Annotated in this window: 13 protein-coding genes; 8 read left to right on the forward strand and 5 right to left on the reverse strand. The window is 63.6% G+C overall.

What is annotated here, in order from left to right; translation table 11 throughout:
- Positions 1 to 50: 50 nt before the first annotated feature.
- The 8 genes from PHP91_RS01085 to PHP91_RS01120 all read left to right on the forward strand — a co-directional run bounded on the left by PHP91_RS01085 (position 51) and on the right by PHP91_RS01120 (position 9,409).
- Positions 51 to 572, forward strand: coding sequence for an OmpH family outer membrane protein (locus PHP91_RS01085; protein ID WP_300135668.1), 522 nt, complete (start codon positions 51 to 53; stop codon positions 570 to 572).
- Between the two features lie 5 nt (positions 573 to 577).
- A complete protein-coding gene (gene lpxD, locus PHP91_RS01090) occupies positions 578 to 1,618 on the forward strand; it encodes a UDP-3-O-(3-hydroxymyristoyl)glucosamine N-acyltransferase (RefSeq protein WP_300135670.1) in 1,041 nt (346 codons plus the stop codon).
- A complete protein-coding gene (gene fabZ / locus PHP91_RS01095; protein ID WP_300135672.1) occupies positions 1,618 to 2,076 on the forward strand; it encodes a 3-hydroxyacyl-ACP dehydratase FabZ in 459 nt (152 codons plus the stop codon). The genes lpxD and fabZ overlap by 1 nt, the downstream gene beginning before the upstream one ends.
- On the forward strand, positions 2,076 to 2,885 hold the full coding sequence (gene lpxA, locus PHP91_RS01100; protein WP_300135674.1) for an acyl-ACP--UDP-N-acetylglucosamine O-acyltransferase: 810 nt from the start codon (positions 2,076 to 2,078) through the stop codon (positions 2,883 to 2,885). The genes fabZ and lpxA overlap by 1 nt, the downstream gene beginning before the upstream one ends.
- 12 nt (positions 2,886 to 2,897) lie before the next feature.
- The gene (gene lpxI, locus PHP91_RS01105; RefSeq protein ID WP_300135676.1) at positions 2,898 to 3,734 is read left to right on the forward strand and encodes a UDP-2,3-diacylglucosamine diphosphatase LpxI; all 837 of its coding nucleotides are present in this window, start codon (positions 2,898 to 2,900) and stop codon (positions 3,732 to 3,734) included.
- A 128-nt stretch (positions 3,735 to 3,862) separates the two neighbouring features.
- A complete protein-coding gene (locus tag PHP91_RS01110; protein ID WP_300135678.1) occupies positions 3,863 to 4,777 on the forward strand; it encodes an ARMT1-like domain-containing protein in 915 nt (304 codons plus the stop codon).
- Positions 4,774 to 7,938 carry an AsmA family protein gene (locus PHP91_RS01115; protein WP_300135680.1) on the forward strand — a complete coding sequence of 1,055 codons (3,165 nt, stop codon included), beginning with the start codon at positions 4,774 to 4,776 and terminating at the stop codon, positions 7,936 to 7,938. The genes PHP91_RS01110 and PHP91_RS01115 overlap by 4 nt, the downstream gene beginning before the upstream one ends.
- 139 nt (positions 7,939 to 8,077) lie before the next feature.
- Complete coding sequence (locus PHP91_RS01120) at positions 8,078 to 9,409, forward strand: YihY/virulence factor BrkB family protein (RefSeq protein ID WP_300135682.1); 1,332 nt, start codon at positions 8,078 to 8,080, stop codon at positions 9,407 to 9,409.
- Here the strand turns inward: PHP91_RS01120 and PHP91_RS01125 are convergent.
- From PHP91_RS01125 to PHP91_RS01145, 5 genes are all read right to left on the reverse strand, one after another.
- Positions 9,385 to 10,062 carry a YdcF family protein gene (locus tag PHP91_RS01125; protein ID WP_300135684.1) on the reverse strand — a complete coding sequence of 226 codons (678 nt, stop codon included), beginning with the start codon at positions 10,060 to 10,062 and terminating at the stop codon, positions 9,385 to 9,387. The two genes, PHP91_RS01120 and PHP91_RS01125, sit on opposite strands and share 25 nt — an antisense overlap.
- Before the next feature lie 4 nt (positions 10,063 to 10,066).
- Complete coding sequence (tgt, locus tag PHP91_RS01130) at positions 10,067 to 11,185, reverse strand: tRNA guanosine(34) transglycosylase Tgt (RefSeq protein WP_300135686.1); 1,119 nt, start codon at positions 11,183 to 11,185, stop codon at positions 10,067 to 10,069.
- Between the two features lie 4 nt (positions 11,186 to 11,189).
- Positions 11,190 to 11,825, reverse strand: a complete 636-nt coding sequence (nth, locus tag PHP91_RS01135) for an endonuclease III (RefSeq protein ID WP_300135695.1) — start codon at positions 11,823 to 11,825, stop codon at positions 11,190 to 11,192.
- Positions 11,826 to 12,645: 820 nt separating this feature from the next.
- Positions 12,646 to 13,239 (reverse strand): hypothetical protein, encoded by a 594-nt coding sequence (locus tag PHP91_RS01140; RefSeq protein ID WP_300135688.1) that lies wholly within the window; start codon positions 13,237 to 13,239, stop codon positions 12,646 to 12,648.
- Positions 13,223 to 14,011: hypothetical protein (locus PHP91_RS01145; protein ID WP_300135690.1), on the reverse strand; the 789-nt coding region annotated here is incomplete at its 5' end. The genes PHP91_RS01140 and PHP91_RS01145, both read right to left, overlap by 17 nt.

Raw genomic sequence — 14,011 nt, forward strand, 5'->3', positions numbered from 1 at the left:
TCGCAACCCTTTAACCGATTGTTACGAGATCACTTTTAAGGAGATATATGATGAAACGGATTCTTTTGTTCGCCATTGCGTTTGTGTTCCTGCTTCAGGCCAGCGCCTTCGCCGAGAACAAGATCGGTGTTTTCAGCATGCGCGGCGTCATGACCGAGTGCGATTACGGCAAGGCCGTGGCCGCCCAGCTCAAGGCCAAGTTCGAGCCCATGGAGCAGGAGCTGCAGCGTGAGGCCGAATCCATCAAGAAGCTGGAAGACGAGCTGAAGAATCAGGACCTGGCTCTCAAGCTGGACGCCAAGCAGGACAAGCAGCGGGAGTATCGCCGCAAGGCTCGCGACTATCAGGACAGCGTTGTCGCCTACCGCCAGAAGCGCCAGGCCGAAGAGCAGCGTCTGGGCCAGCCGGTCGTGGAGAAGGTGGTCAAGGTCATGACCGAGTACAGCAAGAAGAACAACTTCACCCTGGTTTTTGAAATGGGTACCGGCGGCGTGTCCTACGTGGGCGACGGCGTGGACATCACCCAGAATCTGATCAATGAACTCAACGCGATGAAGAAAGCCGGTAAGTAGGGCACATGCGCATCAAGTTGTCGGCTCTTGCCGAAAAACTTGGGCTGGAGCATACCGGGGACGACATCGAGATCGCCGGGGTCAACACCCTGGACAAGGCCGGGCCTGACGAAATCTCGTTTCTGGTCAACCCCAGGTATGCCGCCGAGCTCTCGACCACCAAGGCCGGATGTGTGCTCACCTCCGGCCCTTACGTCGACAAGGTCGGCCGGGCGCTCGTCAGTTCAAACGTGTACATGGACCTGGCCAAGGTGGTGAACCTCTTCGCCGAGCCGCAGGGTTGCCTGACCGGCGTCAGCGAGCTGGCCTTCGTCCATCCCACCGCCCGCCTGGAGGACGGCGTCACCGTGTATCCCTTCGCCTTCATCGGGGCGGAGGCGGTCATCGGGGCCGGCACCAAGGTCTTCGCCGGTTGTTACGTCGGCGAGAAGACCGCCGTGGGTCGGGACTGCATCCTCTATCCCAACGCGGTGGTCATGGGCGGCCTGTCCCTTGGCGACAACGTCATCCTCCAGCCCGGCGTCGTCCTGGGCGGGGATGGATACGGCTATGCCCAGACCGCTGCGGGACACATGAAGATTCCGCAGATCGGCACGTTGATCGTCGAGGACAACGTCGAGATCGGGTCCAATTCCGCCATCGACCGCGCCGCGCTGGACAACACGCGCATCGGCCGGGGCACCAAGATCGACAACCTGGTCCAGATCGGCCACAACGTCCAGGTGGGCGAGCACTGCCTGCTCATCGGCCAGGTGGGCATCGGCGGCAGTTCCCGCTTGGGCAACGGGGTGATCCTGGCCGGACAGGTGGGCGTGGCCGACAACGTCAAGATCGGCGACGGCGCCATGATCGGGGCCCAGAGCGGCATTGCCGGCGAAGTCCCGGCCGGGAGCCGGATGGCAGGTTCGCCCGTCATGCCGGCGGGGACCTTCATGAAGGCCGCCGGGGTCTGCCTGCCCAAGCTGCCGGAGCTCTTCAAGCGAGTGAAAAAGTTGGAAAAAGAGCTTGAAGCTCTGCAACGCGAGGGACAAGAGGACAAAGATTGATGCCCAACGAATGCAACATAGACATCCAGAAGATAATGGAAATGCTGCCGCACCGGTATCCGTTCCTCCTGGTGGACCGGGTGGTGGAGTTCGAGTCGGGCGTCCGGCTGAAGGCGTACAAGAACGTCACCTTCAACGAGCCCTTTTTCCAGGGGCACTTTCCCGGCCTGCCCGTCATGCCGGGCGTGCTTATCATGGAAGCCCTGGCCCAGGCGGGCGGGGTCTTCGTCATGAGCACCCTGCGGGAGGAGCTTGGCGACAAGGTCTTTCTTTTTACGGGCATCAACAAGGTCAAGTTCCGCAAGCCCGTTGTTCCGGGGGATAAGCTCGTGCTCAATGTGCGGTACGAGCGGCGCAAGATGAATATCTGGCGCATGCAGGGGAGCGCCGAGGTGGACGGCAATGTCGTCGCCGAAGGCGAGTTTTCGGCCGCGGTGGCCAAAAAAGGAGATTTGTAGTGGCCAGTGAAATTCATTCCAGCGCCATCATCGACCCGTCCGCCAAGCTTGGCGAGAACGTCAAGATCGGTCCCTATGCCGTCATCGGCGCGGAGTGCGTCATCGGCGACGGGACTCGCCTGGAGTCCCATGTGGTCATCCGGGACTTCACGGAGATGGGCAAGAACAACCACGTGCATCCCCACGCCGTCATCGGCGGCGAGCCGCAGCATACGGCCTACAAGGGGGAGAAGACCTATACCCGCATCGGCGACAACAACATCATCCGCGAGTGCGTGACCATCCACCGTGGCACCATCCAGGGCGCCGAGGAGACGGTCATCGGATCGGGCTGCATGTTCATGGCCTATTCCCACATCGCCCACGACTGCGTGGTCGGCGACAAGGTCATCCTGGCCAACGCCGTCAACCTGGCAGGGCACGTGGAGGTGGGCCGCAACGTGACCATCAGCGGCATGTCCGCCGTGCAGCAGTTCATCCGCATCGGCGAATATTCCTTCCTGGGGGGCGCGAGCGGCTACAAGCTGGACGTCCCGCCCTTCATGCTGGCCCACGGGGTGCGCGGCATGCTCTTCGGCCCCAACCTGATCGGGCTCAAGCGCAACGGGTTCGACTCCGCCACCTGCAAGGGGCTGAAGAAGGCATACAAGATCATCTTCCGCTCCGGCCTGACCCGCGAGAAGGGCCTCGAACAGGTGGAAAGCGAGATCCAGGGCATTCAGCAGGTGGACCGCCTGGTCTCCTTCATCCGCGAGAGCAAGAACGGCGTCACCCCGGACCACAAGCACCGCAACGGCCACGCCGACTAGCCGGAGGCTGCCATGGGCGACTCTGTGACCACCATCGGACTGATCGCCGGAGGGCGGCAGTTCCCGGTCATGGTCGCCCGTGGCGTCAAGGCCCACGGGCATCGCCTGGTGGTGGCCGGATTCACCGGCCACACCAACATGGACGTGGCCCCGCTGGCCGACGTCTGGCGGGAGCTGAAGCTCGGCAAGCTCGGCCAGCTCATCGACTACTTCAAGCAGAACGGCGTGCAGAAGGTCATCATGGCCGGGACCATCAACAAGCCCAAGGTCATGGACGTCCGTTATCTGGACATGCGCGCGGTCAAGCTCCTCTTCCGCCAGAAGAACAAGGGCGACTCCGCCATTCTCGGCACCCTGGCCGGGGAGTTCGAGCGGGAGGGCATGCCCGTGGTCCCGCCCCAGGCCTTCGTGCCGGAGCTGCTGACGCCCGACGGGGTGCTGACCCGGCGGGGGCCGGACGAGCGGGAGCGGGAAGACCTGCGCTTCGCCTGGAACATCGCCAAGGACCTCGGCCGGCTGGACATTGGCCAGTGCCTGGTGGTCCGCGAGGGCATCGTGGCCGCCGTGGAGGCCCTGGAGGGAACCGACGCCACCATCCGGCGCGGCTGCGAACTGGGCGGCCCGGCCTGCGTGGTGGTCAAGGTCTTCAAGCCCGGCCAGCAGGAGCAGGTGGACCTCCCCAGTCTTGGCACGGACACCATCCGGGCCATGGCCGAGGGCGGGGCGACCTGCCTGGGCGTGGAGGCGGGCAAAAGCCTTTTCTTCGACCGGGACGAAGCCGTTGCCGTGGCCGACCGGGCGGGCATCGCCATCGTGGGCCTGACCGACGACGATTCCGCCGGGACCTGATTCCCCTCCCCCTCGACCCTTGGGGGCCCATCCGAATAGCGTGCCGGAACCGTTTGGATTTCAAATGGAATGGTGGTAGTGGTTGAAGCGTCCGGAAAACGACTGTTCAACCTGTCCGGGGAGTTGGGATGAATACCGCGCTCGACTGCATGCCTTGTTTCATGAAGATGGCCCTCAACGATGCCCGGCTGGCCTGTCCGGGCGATGAGGCCATGCACCGCGCCATCGTCGCCGCCTGGGGGCGGCGGCTGGCCGACCTCGACCTGACCGAGCCTCCGCCCGCCATTGCCCGGCATCTCGCCGACCTCATCGCCGCCATGACCGGCTGCGGCGACCTTTACCTTGAGGACAAGCGCGCCTCCAACGCCCGGGTCCAGGAGCTCCTGCCCGGGTTGAAGGGCGTTGTCGAACGCCGCCGCGCCGAGGGGGGCGACCCGCTGGCCCTGGCCTTGGAGCTGGCCGTGGTCGGCAACTACATCGACCGGGGCGTGCGGGTGGATGCGGATTGGGAGGCGGAGCTGGCCAACGTCACGGCCTCGTTTCCGCCCGAGGTGGTGGCCGATTTTTCCGCGCGGGCCGTGGACGGGGCCGACGTGCTTGTCCTGGGCGACAACGCGGGCGAGATCGTGCTGGATACCTTGGTGGTGGAAGAATTGCTGCGTCGGGGGTGCCGGGTCACCTACGCCGTCCGTTCCCGGCCGGTCATCAACGACGCGACCATGGCCGACGCCGAGGCCGTGGGCATGACCCGGCTCTGCACGGTGGTGGAGAGCGGGGTGGACACGCCCGGCACGGTCATCGAGCGGTGCACGCCCGCGTTTCTTGACCACATGCGCGCGGCCGACCTGATCCTGTCCAAGGGGCAGGGGAATTTCGAGGCGCTCCAGGGCCGCTGGCCCGGCGTCTTTTGCGCCTTCAAAGCCAAGTGCGCGCGCGTGGCCGCCGAATCGGGCGAGCCAAAGGGGGCCTCAGTGCTTCTGCGATCCCGCGGCCCCGAGGACGCGGGCGAACCGGCCGCGCCCGACCCCGGAGAGCACGCATGATGCGGCGTTTGCTGCGGCGTCTGGCCATCCTTTTCTTCGAATTCATGGCCGTGGCGATCGTGCTCTGCGCCGTCTTCCTGTTCTGGGCATCGCGCTACGTAGACACCGAATCCTTCCGGGGCCGGTTCGCCACGGTGGTGGAGGAGCTGACCGGCCAGCCCGTCAGGCTGCGGGGCGAGCTCAACATCGCGTTGTATCCGACGCTTTCCCTGGAAGTCCATGACCTCTCCCTCATGGAGCGGCCCGAGGCGGGCGAGGCCCCCCTGGTCAATTTCAACCACCTGTTCGTCAGCGTCCGGCTGCTGCCCCTGGCCTACAACCGGCTGGAGATACGCTCCGTGGTGGTCAACGGCATGCGCCTCAACCTGGCCCGGCTGAGCGAGACGGAGTACAACTGGCATCCGCTGCCCGCGCCCGTCCCGGAATCGGAAGGCGCGGCCACGGACTACTTCGATTCCGTGGCCCTGGACGGCCTGGAAGTGTCCAACGCCACCATCGCCTATTCGGACCTTGTGAGCGGGCAGAAGCTCCGCCTTGACGGCATCACCCTGCACACGGGAAACATCGTGCCGAGGAAGCCGGTTCCCTTTTCCGCCGAGAGCGTATTCCGTTGGAAAAACGGCGGGGTGCGATCCAGGCTGACTCTCAAGGGGCTGGTGGAGGAGGGCGAGGCCGGCAACATTCTGCTCAAGGACGCGTCCGTCTATGCCACTTTCGAGGGCCCGTTCCTGCCCAAGGGAGCCTCCCCGGCCGAGGTGGCGGCGCGCATTCAGTACGACTGGGACAAACGGATCGTCTCCCTTGAGAATTTCCATGTCCAGTTCTTGGGCCTCAGCGGCGAAGGTTCGGTGCGCAGCGGCGATCTCGGCCAGGGCTTCAGCGGGGGCGGGCATCTGACCCTGCATCCGTTCCGGCCCTCGACTCTCATCCGGCGGTATTTCCCCGACGCGCCCATGGACAAGGTGGACGGGCTCCGGGAGGGGGCCTTCACCTCCTTTGTCGAGTTCGACGAAAAGGGCGTCCGGCTGCGCGACATGGCCGTGGCCCTTGATGACCTGACCGTCCGCGGTTCGATGTCCATGGCCGATTATTCCAGGCCCGCCTTCACCTTCGACCTTCGGGCCGACACGCTTGACCTGGACCGCTACCTGCCGCTTTTCATGACCGACACCCCATTTGTATGGGGCGACTTCCACCTGGACGCGTTTCGCGATTTCCGGGGGAAAGGGCGCGTCCGGGCCAACGCCTTCCGTGTGCTCGGCACGACTTTTTCCGGCGTCCGGGCGGACGCCCAGGCGGACGGCAGCACCTTCTTCGCCGACGCCGTGGCGGCCCAGGACGCGTTGGGCGCCCTGGCGGGCAAGGTCAGGTTTCAGCTCGGCCGGGAGGGCGAGACGCCCACTCTCGGCCTGTCGGCGGACTTGAGCGTTGATTCCGGAAAGCGCGGCTTCGGTTTCCCCAGGTTCGGCGACGGCCGGCTGAGCGGCCCCGGCAAGGCGCGGCTGACCGTCCGGGTCCCGCCCATGCGCTGCCCGGAACGGGAGCGGTCCATCGGCATTCTGCGCCACGCCACGCTGGACGCGGCCTTGGACCTAGGCCCCGGGAAGGCCGAATACGAGCCCCGGGAGGGCCGGCGGCGCGGCCAGACGTTCACCTCGGCCGCCCTGGACTTCAAGGCCTCGCCCGCAGCCTCCGGCCGGGCCGGATATTTCGCCTTTGCCGTGGACGGCTCCCTGCGCGGCAAGGGGGGCGCGCCCTTCGACTCTTTCCAGCTCTCCGCCGTGGGGCCCGTGCGCGTGAATGCGGACACCGGCGAGATGGACGGCGACAGCCTGGACGTGCGCGCCCAGCTCGCCGGGGCGGTCTACACCGAGTCCAGCGACCAGGTGACGGCCAGCGGCCGGGTCTCCTTCGATACGGCCGCCAAGACCGCCGGACTGGTCAACGGCGCGGTCCGCCTGCTGGATACCTCGGCCAAGGGAGACGTCCGGCTTGACGCGTCCGGCAAGTCCTTCAAGGCGGCCGGGAAGATTGAGATTCCGCCTGCCAACGTTCACCGGATCATCTACCTGCTGACCCGCAAGCGGCTGGAGTTGAACGATTCGGCCGCCCTCAAGGCGGCGGGCGTTTCCGTCTCCTTCGCCGCCTCGGACACCGGCTTCACCCTGAGCGACGTGCGCGGCGTGCTGGACGGTATGCCGTTCTCGGGCCTTGCGGTCGGCCAGGGGTGGCGGGACCCGGCCCTGACGGTCTCGCTGACGGCCGGGAAGCTCGACGTGGACCGCTACCTGCCCGTGACCAAGGCGCCGACCCTGGCGGAGCAGCGCGCCGGGAAGAAGAAGGCCTCCGAGCCGGTGGACCTGCCCCTCGGCTTCCTGCGAGCCCTGCGGGTCAGCGGCAAGGCCACGTTGGAGGAGTTCAAGCTGGCCCGCCTGCGCACCCTCGGTCTCAGCGGCGTGGTCCGGGCCGAGAAGGGGGACATCCTCGTCTCTTCGCTCAAGGGAAAGATGTACGGAGGCCTTTTGACCGGCGAGGTCTTCGGCAAGGTGGAGGCGAAGCGCCTGGCCACCGGGACCAAGCTGCATGTGGAGAAGGCCCAGGCCGGGCCGATGATGCTGGACCTGGCCAAGCGGGAGTATGTGGTCGGCGCGGCCGATCTGGACCTGGACCTGACCAGCGCCGGGGCCACGGACGACGACATTGTGGCCAACTTGGAGGGCGAGTGCCGGGCCGTGGTGCGCAACGGCTCCTTCAAGTTCTCCGGGTTCGAGGATCAGGGAGTGGAGACGGGAAAGCTTTCCGCCGACACCAAGGAGAACAGCATGGTCGCCACGGACCCCAAGCGGCGGCGGACCTCGTTCGACAAGGCCTCGGCCTCGTTCATCGTGCACAAGGGGGTATTCACGGTGGACCCGTTCCTCCTGGAGTCGCCCCTGCTCAATTCCAGTGGCAAGGGCTGGTTCAGCCTGCCCGCCAATGAGATCGATTTTTCTGTGAAGAACGACTTCGTGGCCGTGCCTGGCGTGACCATCGACGTGGTGGGCAAGCTCACCGACCCCGAGGTGCGAGTGCCCAAGGGCAAGATACTGGACAACACGGTGCGCAACATCCTGAGCCTGCCGCAGCGATCCTTCAAGTTCCTGCGCGACCTCTTCATGTAACCGCGCATTTGCCCCGGCGGCCGGATTTTATTATGCAAAGGGCAATCAACAACGCGGACAGGGAGCGACGCCCATGAATTCGGCCAGGATGAAACAGACTTCCCTCAGCCTCCGGCGCATTTTATCCGAGGAAATATGGGTGCGGAACACGCCGGAGACGCCCTGGCCGGTCAGGCTCGCGCGCGGGGCCTGCCGCCTCGTCTATCTGGTGCTGTTCGGCTTCTTCCGGGATCAGAACATCATCCGGGCGGCGGCCCTGACCTTCACCACCATCCTGTCCATCGTCCCGTTCCTGGCCGTGGCCTTCTCCATTTCCAAGGGGTTCGGGCTTCAGAATACGGAATTCATCCGCGCGCTCGTCCTCAAGATGACCACCGGCCGGGTGGAAGTGGCGGACAAGATCATCGAGTACATCGACCGGACCAACGTCCAGGCACTGGGCTGGGTGGGCGTTGCCACGCTGCTTTTCACCGTCTTTTCCCTGGTGGGCACCATCGAGAAGGCGTTCAACACCATCTGGCACGTCACCAAGGGGCGCTCCGCCTGGCGCAAGGTGGCGGACTTCTTCCCGGTCATCCTCATCTGTCCGGTGGTCCTGCTGGTGGCGTCCAGCTTCAACGTCAGCCTGCAGCAGCAGGACGTGGTCAAGACCCTGCTCAGCGTGGAGGCCATCGGGTTGCTTGAGGCAGCCTTCCTCAAGGCCACGCCGTACCTGCTCATCACCCTGGCCTTCGCCTTCATGTACGCCTTCATTCCCTACACCAAGGTCAAGTTCGGGGGGGCGATCCTCGGCGGTTTCGTGGGCGGCGCGCTCTGGCAAATGGCCCAGTGGGTGTACATCAACTGGCAGATCGGCGCGGCAAAGTACAACGCTATCTATGGCAGCTTCGCCCAGTTGCCGCTGCTCCTGGTCTGGATCTACATTAGCTGGCTGGTGGTCCTGCTCGGTTCGGAGGTCAGCTACGCCTGGCAGAACGTCAATTCTTTCGTCAAGCAGCGCTATTTCGGCGAGGCCACGCCCTACGAACGACAGAAGCTCGGCGTGCTCATGATGATCGTCCTGGCCCGGCGGTTCCACGAAGGCAAGCCGCTGCCCTCGGTGGAGGAGCTCTCCGACGCCTTCATGGCCCCGATCAGCCTTGTCTCCGACCTGTTCCAGCTATTGGGCAAGGCGGGCTACACCGTGCTCACCGACACGCCGGGCCGCGAGGTCTATGCCCCGGCCCGAGCCCTGGACAGCGTCCGGGTCATCGACATCGTCGCGGTGGTGAACATGGAAGGGGTGGACCGGGTATTCAAGCAATTCGCCGAGAAGTTCGGCTTCCTGGACGGGCTGTTCGCCCAGTTGGGCAAGAGCGCGGGCGCGAGCCCGGCCAACCTGACCCTGCTGGAGTGCGCCCAGAGCTATCCGACCTACGCGCTGGACCTGCCGCTGCCCGGTGACGCTCAGTCGCCCGATGGCGTCGCCTGAGCCGGGGACACGACGTCCGTCGACCGGTAGACCCCGCCCAACAGGTAGTAGACGGTTTTGGCGAACTCCATGACCAGGAGCTGCGCCGAGTCCTGGTCCTTCCACCAGGCATCCCAGAACGAGCCTTCCTTCGTGGAGACCATGGTGATCCGGCAGTCGGGCAGCACGTCCCGGAAGATCATCCTGGCCCGCCGCGCGTGGTAGGGCGAGGTGACGATGAGCAGGCTGACCGTACGGCCGCGCAGGTGGTCGCGCAGGGCCTCCGCCTCCTCCCGGGTGCTGATGTGGCCGTTGCCGAACGGCTCCAGCCGGGCGTTGGGCACGCCCTCGGCGTTGAGGATCATGGCGAGGCGCTGCTCGAACGTGTAGTTCGGCCTGCCCTGGGATATATACAGCTTCTCCAGGCGGCTGGGTGGGGTCCGGCGGGCCATGCTTTCCAGTATGACCGGCGCGTATCCTCGGCTGTACAGGTCGGCCGCCGTGATCCAGCGGTGAGGGTCTCCTGCCAGGGGGAGGATGTAGTCGGACTTGACCGGCTGGTCGTTGACCCGCATCCAACGATCGGCATAGGCGAGCAGCCCCCAGACGACCAGCAGGCTCAGGATGGTCAGAGTCCCCACGCATTGCAGAAACAGGCGAACAAGCCGCAGCATCAAGTTATTCTCCGCAGTACGCCGCTTCATATTTCGCCTTGAGGGCGGAGAAGGTTCCGGCCTCGATGGCGTCACGGATCTGCTGCATCAGTTGCAGGTAGAAGTGCAGGTTGTGGTAGGTGTTCAGGCGATAGGAGAGCAGCTCCTTGGCCTGGTAGAGGTGCCGCAGGTACGCCTTGGTGAAGTTGCGGCAGGTGTAGCAGTTGCACTCCGGGTCCAGGGGGGAGTCGTCCTCGGCGAATTCGGCGCGCTTGATGTTGATCTTGCCGCGCGAGGTGAAGAGGGTGCCGTTGCGCGCGTTGCGCGAGGGCAGGACGCAGTCGAACATGTCCACCCCGGCCGAGACGCCCTCCAGGATGTCGAGCGGCGTGCCCACGCCCATGAGGTAGCGAGGCTTTTCCGAGGGCAGCAGGGGGGCGATGTGGTGCAGGATGTCGTACATCACCTCCGTGGATTCGCCCACGGACAGGCCGCCGATGGCGAAGCCCTCGAAGTCGATCTCCCGGAGCTGCTCCAGGCTGCGCTCGCGCAGGTCCTTGTGGAATCCGCCCTGGACGATGCCGAACATGAGCTGGTCGCCCGAGCCCTTGGGGTAGTGGTCGCGGCAGCGCCGGGCCCAGCGGGTGGTCATCTCCAGGGAGCGCTCGGTGTAGGTCCGGTCCTGGCCGAAGCCCACGCATTCGTCGAGCACCATCATGATGTCCGAGCCCAGGTTTTTCTGGATGTCGATGACCTTCTCGGGCGAGAAGAAATGTTTGGACCCGTCGATGTAGGAGCGGAATTCCACGCCCAGCTCGGTGATCTTGCGGATGCTCTCCAGGCTGAAGACCTGGAACCCGCCGCTGTCGGTCAGGATGGGCCGCTTCCAGTTGGCGAACTTGTGCAGGCCGCCGCGCCGCGCCACCAGGTCGTCGCCGGGGCGCAGATAGAGGTGGTAGGTGTTGCCGAGGATGATCTGGGCGTTCATCTCCACCAGGTCGTCCGGGGTCAGGCTCTTGACCGTGCCCTGGGTGCCCACGGGCATGAAGATGGGCGTCTGGATTTCGCCATGGGCCGTGACCAGGGTGGCCCGGCGGGCCTGGCCGTCGGTGGCGTGGATGGTGAACTGTCCGGGTTGGCTCATGAAATTAGTTTACTCCCTTTTTGGGGCAGATGTCGGCCAGGGCGCACTCGCCGCACCGGGGCTTGCGCGCGGGGCATACCTCGCGGCCGTAGAAGACGAGGTAGTGGTTGATGTCGCCCCAGCTTTCGCGGGGGATGAGCGGCATGAGGTCCTTTTCGATCTGCACGGGGTCGGTCTTGGTGGTCAGGCCGAGGCGGAAGGCGAGGCGCTTGACGTGGGTGTCCACGGCGATGCCCTCGTTGACGCCGAAGGCGTTGGAAAGGACGATGCTGGCCGTCTTGCGGGCCACGCCGCCCAGGGTGACGAGCTCGGCCATGGTCCGGGGCACCTCGCCGCCGTAGACCTCCATGATCCGGGTGGCGGCGGCCTTGATGTTCTTGGCCTTGTTGCGGAAGAACCCGGTGGAGCGGACCACGTCCTCGATCTCGCTCACCTCGGCCCCGGCCGCGTCGGCGATAGTCGGCCAGCGCTGGAAGAAGACGGGCGTGACCATGTTGACGCGCTCGTCCGTGCACTGGGCGGACAGGGCGGTGGCCACCAGCAGCTCCCACGGGTCGGTCCAGTCCAGGGCGGGCTCCGGCGAGGGATAGCGTTTGGCCAACCGGTTCAGTATTTCCAGGGCGCGTTCTTTCTTGTTCATGCGGACTCCATTGGTGTGGCTGTCCTCGTTAGCACCTGCGCCCACGGGCCTCAAGTTGAAAAGCGGGCAGATGGGGCAGGGCAATGAACTCTTAATCCGGAGGTCGCCTTTGCTCGGAGTCCAGGGGTGAAGAAGGCCGCCGAAGGAAGTTGGCGGATTTCTTCGAGTATGTTGTTTATGGCGCACGTACTTGTTGATGAGGTCGAAGGCCGCGTCGTCGTGGGCCTGGACGGTCTTTTCGTCCCTCGCCCCGAGCGCTCCTTTGGCGATGCGCCTGAGGCCCTTGTCGAGTACGGTGCGGGAGCGCTCGTTGAGCTTGTCCAGGGCGAACTGGTGGCCCTGTTTGAGGAATGCGTCCTTGATTCGGGGCAGGGACTCGGAGAGGGCGGTATGCCGCCTGCCGCCTTTGGGGACCGTGGAGAGCATGGACTGCTCGTAGTCGTCGAATTGTTTCTTGAGGTTGGTGGCGTCCCCGGACGGGCCCTTGCCGGTCACACCCTTTCGCCAGTCGGCCAGTCCCCTGGTGAAGAAGTCGTGGGCGTCGTTCTCAGCCTCCACGACATGGAGTGCTTGGGGCCGATATCCTGCCAAATCGATGCGTTGGTCGCAAATTGGCCAGTAAATCCCACATACAGTATCCAGTGTTACAACATGTCGTCTCGAATTCAGCACTCTCCCTTGATGTCTCGAAGATTCGTGTGGGTGGGATCGGAGCACTCGGCGAAAACCTCCTGCCGCGTCGTGCCTGTTTCAACGTTGAACCAGTTCAACGGCGTGATTGCGGCAAGGAGAAGGAATGCGGCGGCGAGAAGCGCTGTCGCTAATTTTGCCCAGAACAACATTGCTCCCAGATATGCGGCAACAGGTTTTCCGGCGACAATTCCTTGCCGAGATGATATTGCGCCGGGTCAATGCCTTGCGTTCTGCGATAGGCGCCCTCTTCAAACGCGACGAGCGAATTCCATGCTGCAATATCATGAAATCCGTTGGTTTTGGTTTGCAGGATGCGAGGGGAATAGTGGGTGATCACAGAGTAAGGGACGTGTATCCAGTCGCCGTTCGCCGTAGGGGAATAGACATCTATCCAGGAGCCTTCGGCACCGCTCATGAGGGGAATGCCTGTCGTAATGAACAGTTCATCCAGTCCATCATCATTAATGTCCATTGCCGCGACGTAATAAACTTTTTCCGGGTCCCATCCGAATTTAGTTGTTGAGTCGAAGTCGGCTTTATAGAGACGTTTCAAAACGGGTTTATGAGGACTCTCTTCCAATAGGTGCCATTGAAGAACTTTCGGAGTTGTCTCCGTACCTGAACACGATACGCCCCCAATGACTGCAACCAGCGCGATAACGGCAAGGCGCAGCAGACAAAAGGCTGCGCCTTGCCCATTTATTCTATTTTTCTCCTTCACGCGTATTGTCCTTGGCTGGGAATCGGATTTCAAATCCACCCATTTTTTTCACATATTCTGAAACATGTGTACCGTAAGCGTCCGTAGGATCATCCTTTCCGCCAGTCTCAAAAAAAGGCTTGGCTCCTCCTGCTCCCTTAAGATGGACTGCGGCAATTATTCCGGATTTAGTGATTTCAATACCGTTTATCGTTTCCCCTACATACTTATCAAGTCCTTTCTCCTTCGCGTAACTCCACTGTTTTTCTGTCAAATCCCGGATCGCTTTTTCCTGAACTTCCGGCGAGTTCAGAAAGTCCTTTTCGCTATGGATGCCATCCTTTCCGGTCCACTTGCCGCCCTTCATATACCCGGTGTCTGTTAAGGTCGCCGGTCCCATTTGATATTTGCCCAAGTAGCCTAGGCTGTTCTTGGTGTTGTATTTCCCGGAGGCCTCACGTTGCCCGAGAGAGCCGAGGTAACCCTCAAGCTGGTCTTCTTCAGGGGGTTCAGCTCCGGTTTTGCCACCTTCGCTTTTTCCCAATTGGTCTGGCTGTTGCGTTTCTGTTTCCATGTTGTTCACCTTCCCACGATACCGGCTGTCATCATAGACCTCATCCTGTCCTTCCGGGATTTGAAGATCGGCGTCTTCTCTTTTGGGCCCCGCCCCGCCGCCGACGTCACTCGCCGTTCCGGTATCGTTCTCGGCCAACAGGACGGCCTCTTTCATGTCGAAGCCCGGTTTTGCGCCGGGAATCCCTTTCGCCCCGTCGGACCCCGCTTTCTTCCCGTC

The organism is Pseudodesulfovibrio sp. (assembly GCF_028692895.1).
In the GTDB taxonomy this organism is placed as follows: Bacteria; Desulfobacterota; Desulfovibrionia; order Desulfovibrionales; family Desulfovibrionaceae; genus Pseudodesulfovibrio.

Bases quoted from the DNA above. Each gene is read 5' to 3' on its own strand.
- fabZ (WP_300135672.1), top strand. From the start codon at position 1,618: ATGCCCAACGAATGCAACATAGACATCCAGAAGATAATGGAAATGCTG.
- PHP91_RS01085 (WP_300135668.1), top strand. From the start codon at position 51: ATGAAACGGATTCTTTTGTTCGCCATTGCGTTTGTGTTCCTGCTTCAG.
- nth (WP_300135695.1), bottom strand. From the start codon at position 11,825: ATGAACAAGAAAGAACGCGCCCTGGAAATACTGAACCGGTTGGCCAAA.
- tgt (WP_300135686.1), bottom strand. From the start codon at position 11,185: ATGAGCCAACCCGGACAGTTCACCATCCACGCCACCGACGGCCAGGCC.
- PHP91_RS01110 (WP_300135678.1), top strand. From the start codon at position 3,863: ATGAATACCGCGCTCGACTGCATGCCTTGTTTCATGAAGATGGCCCTC.
- PHP91_RS01125 (WP_300135684.1), bottom strand. From the start codon at position 10,062: ATGCTGCGGCTTGTTCGCCTGTTTCTGCAATGCGTGGGGACTCTGACC.
- PHP91_RS01115 (WP_300135680.1), top strand. From the start codon at position 4,774: ATGATGCGGCGTTTGCTGCGGCGTCTGGCCATCCTTTTCTTCGAATTC.
- lpxD (WP_300135670.1), top strand. From the start codon at position 578: ATGCGCATCAAGTTGTCGGCTCTTGCCGAAAAACTTGGGCTGGAGCAT.
- lpxI (WP_300135676.1), top strand. From the start codon at position 2,898: ATGGGCGACTCTGTGACCACCATCGGACTGATCGCCGGAGGGCGGCAG.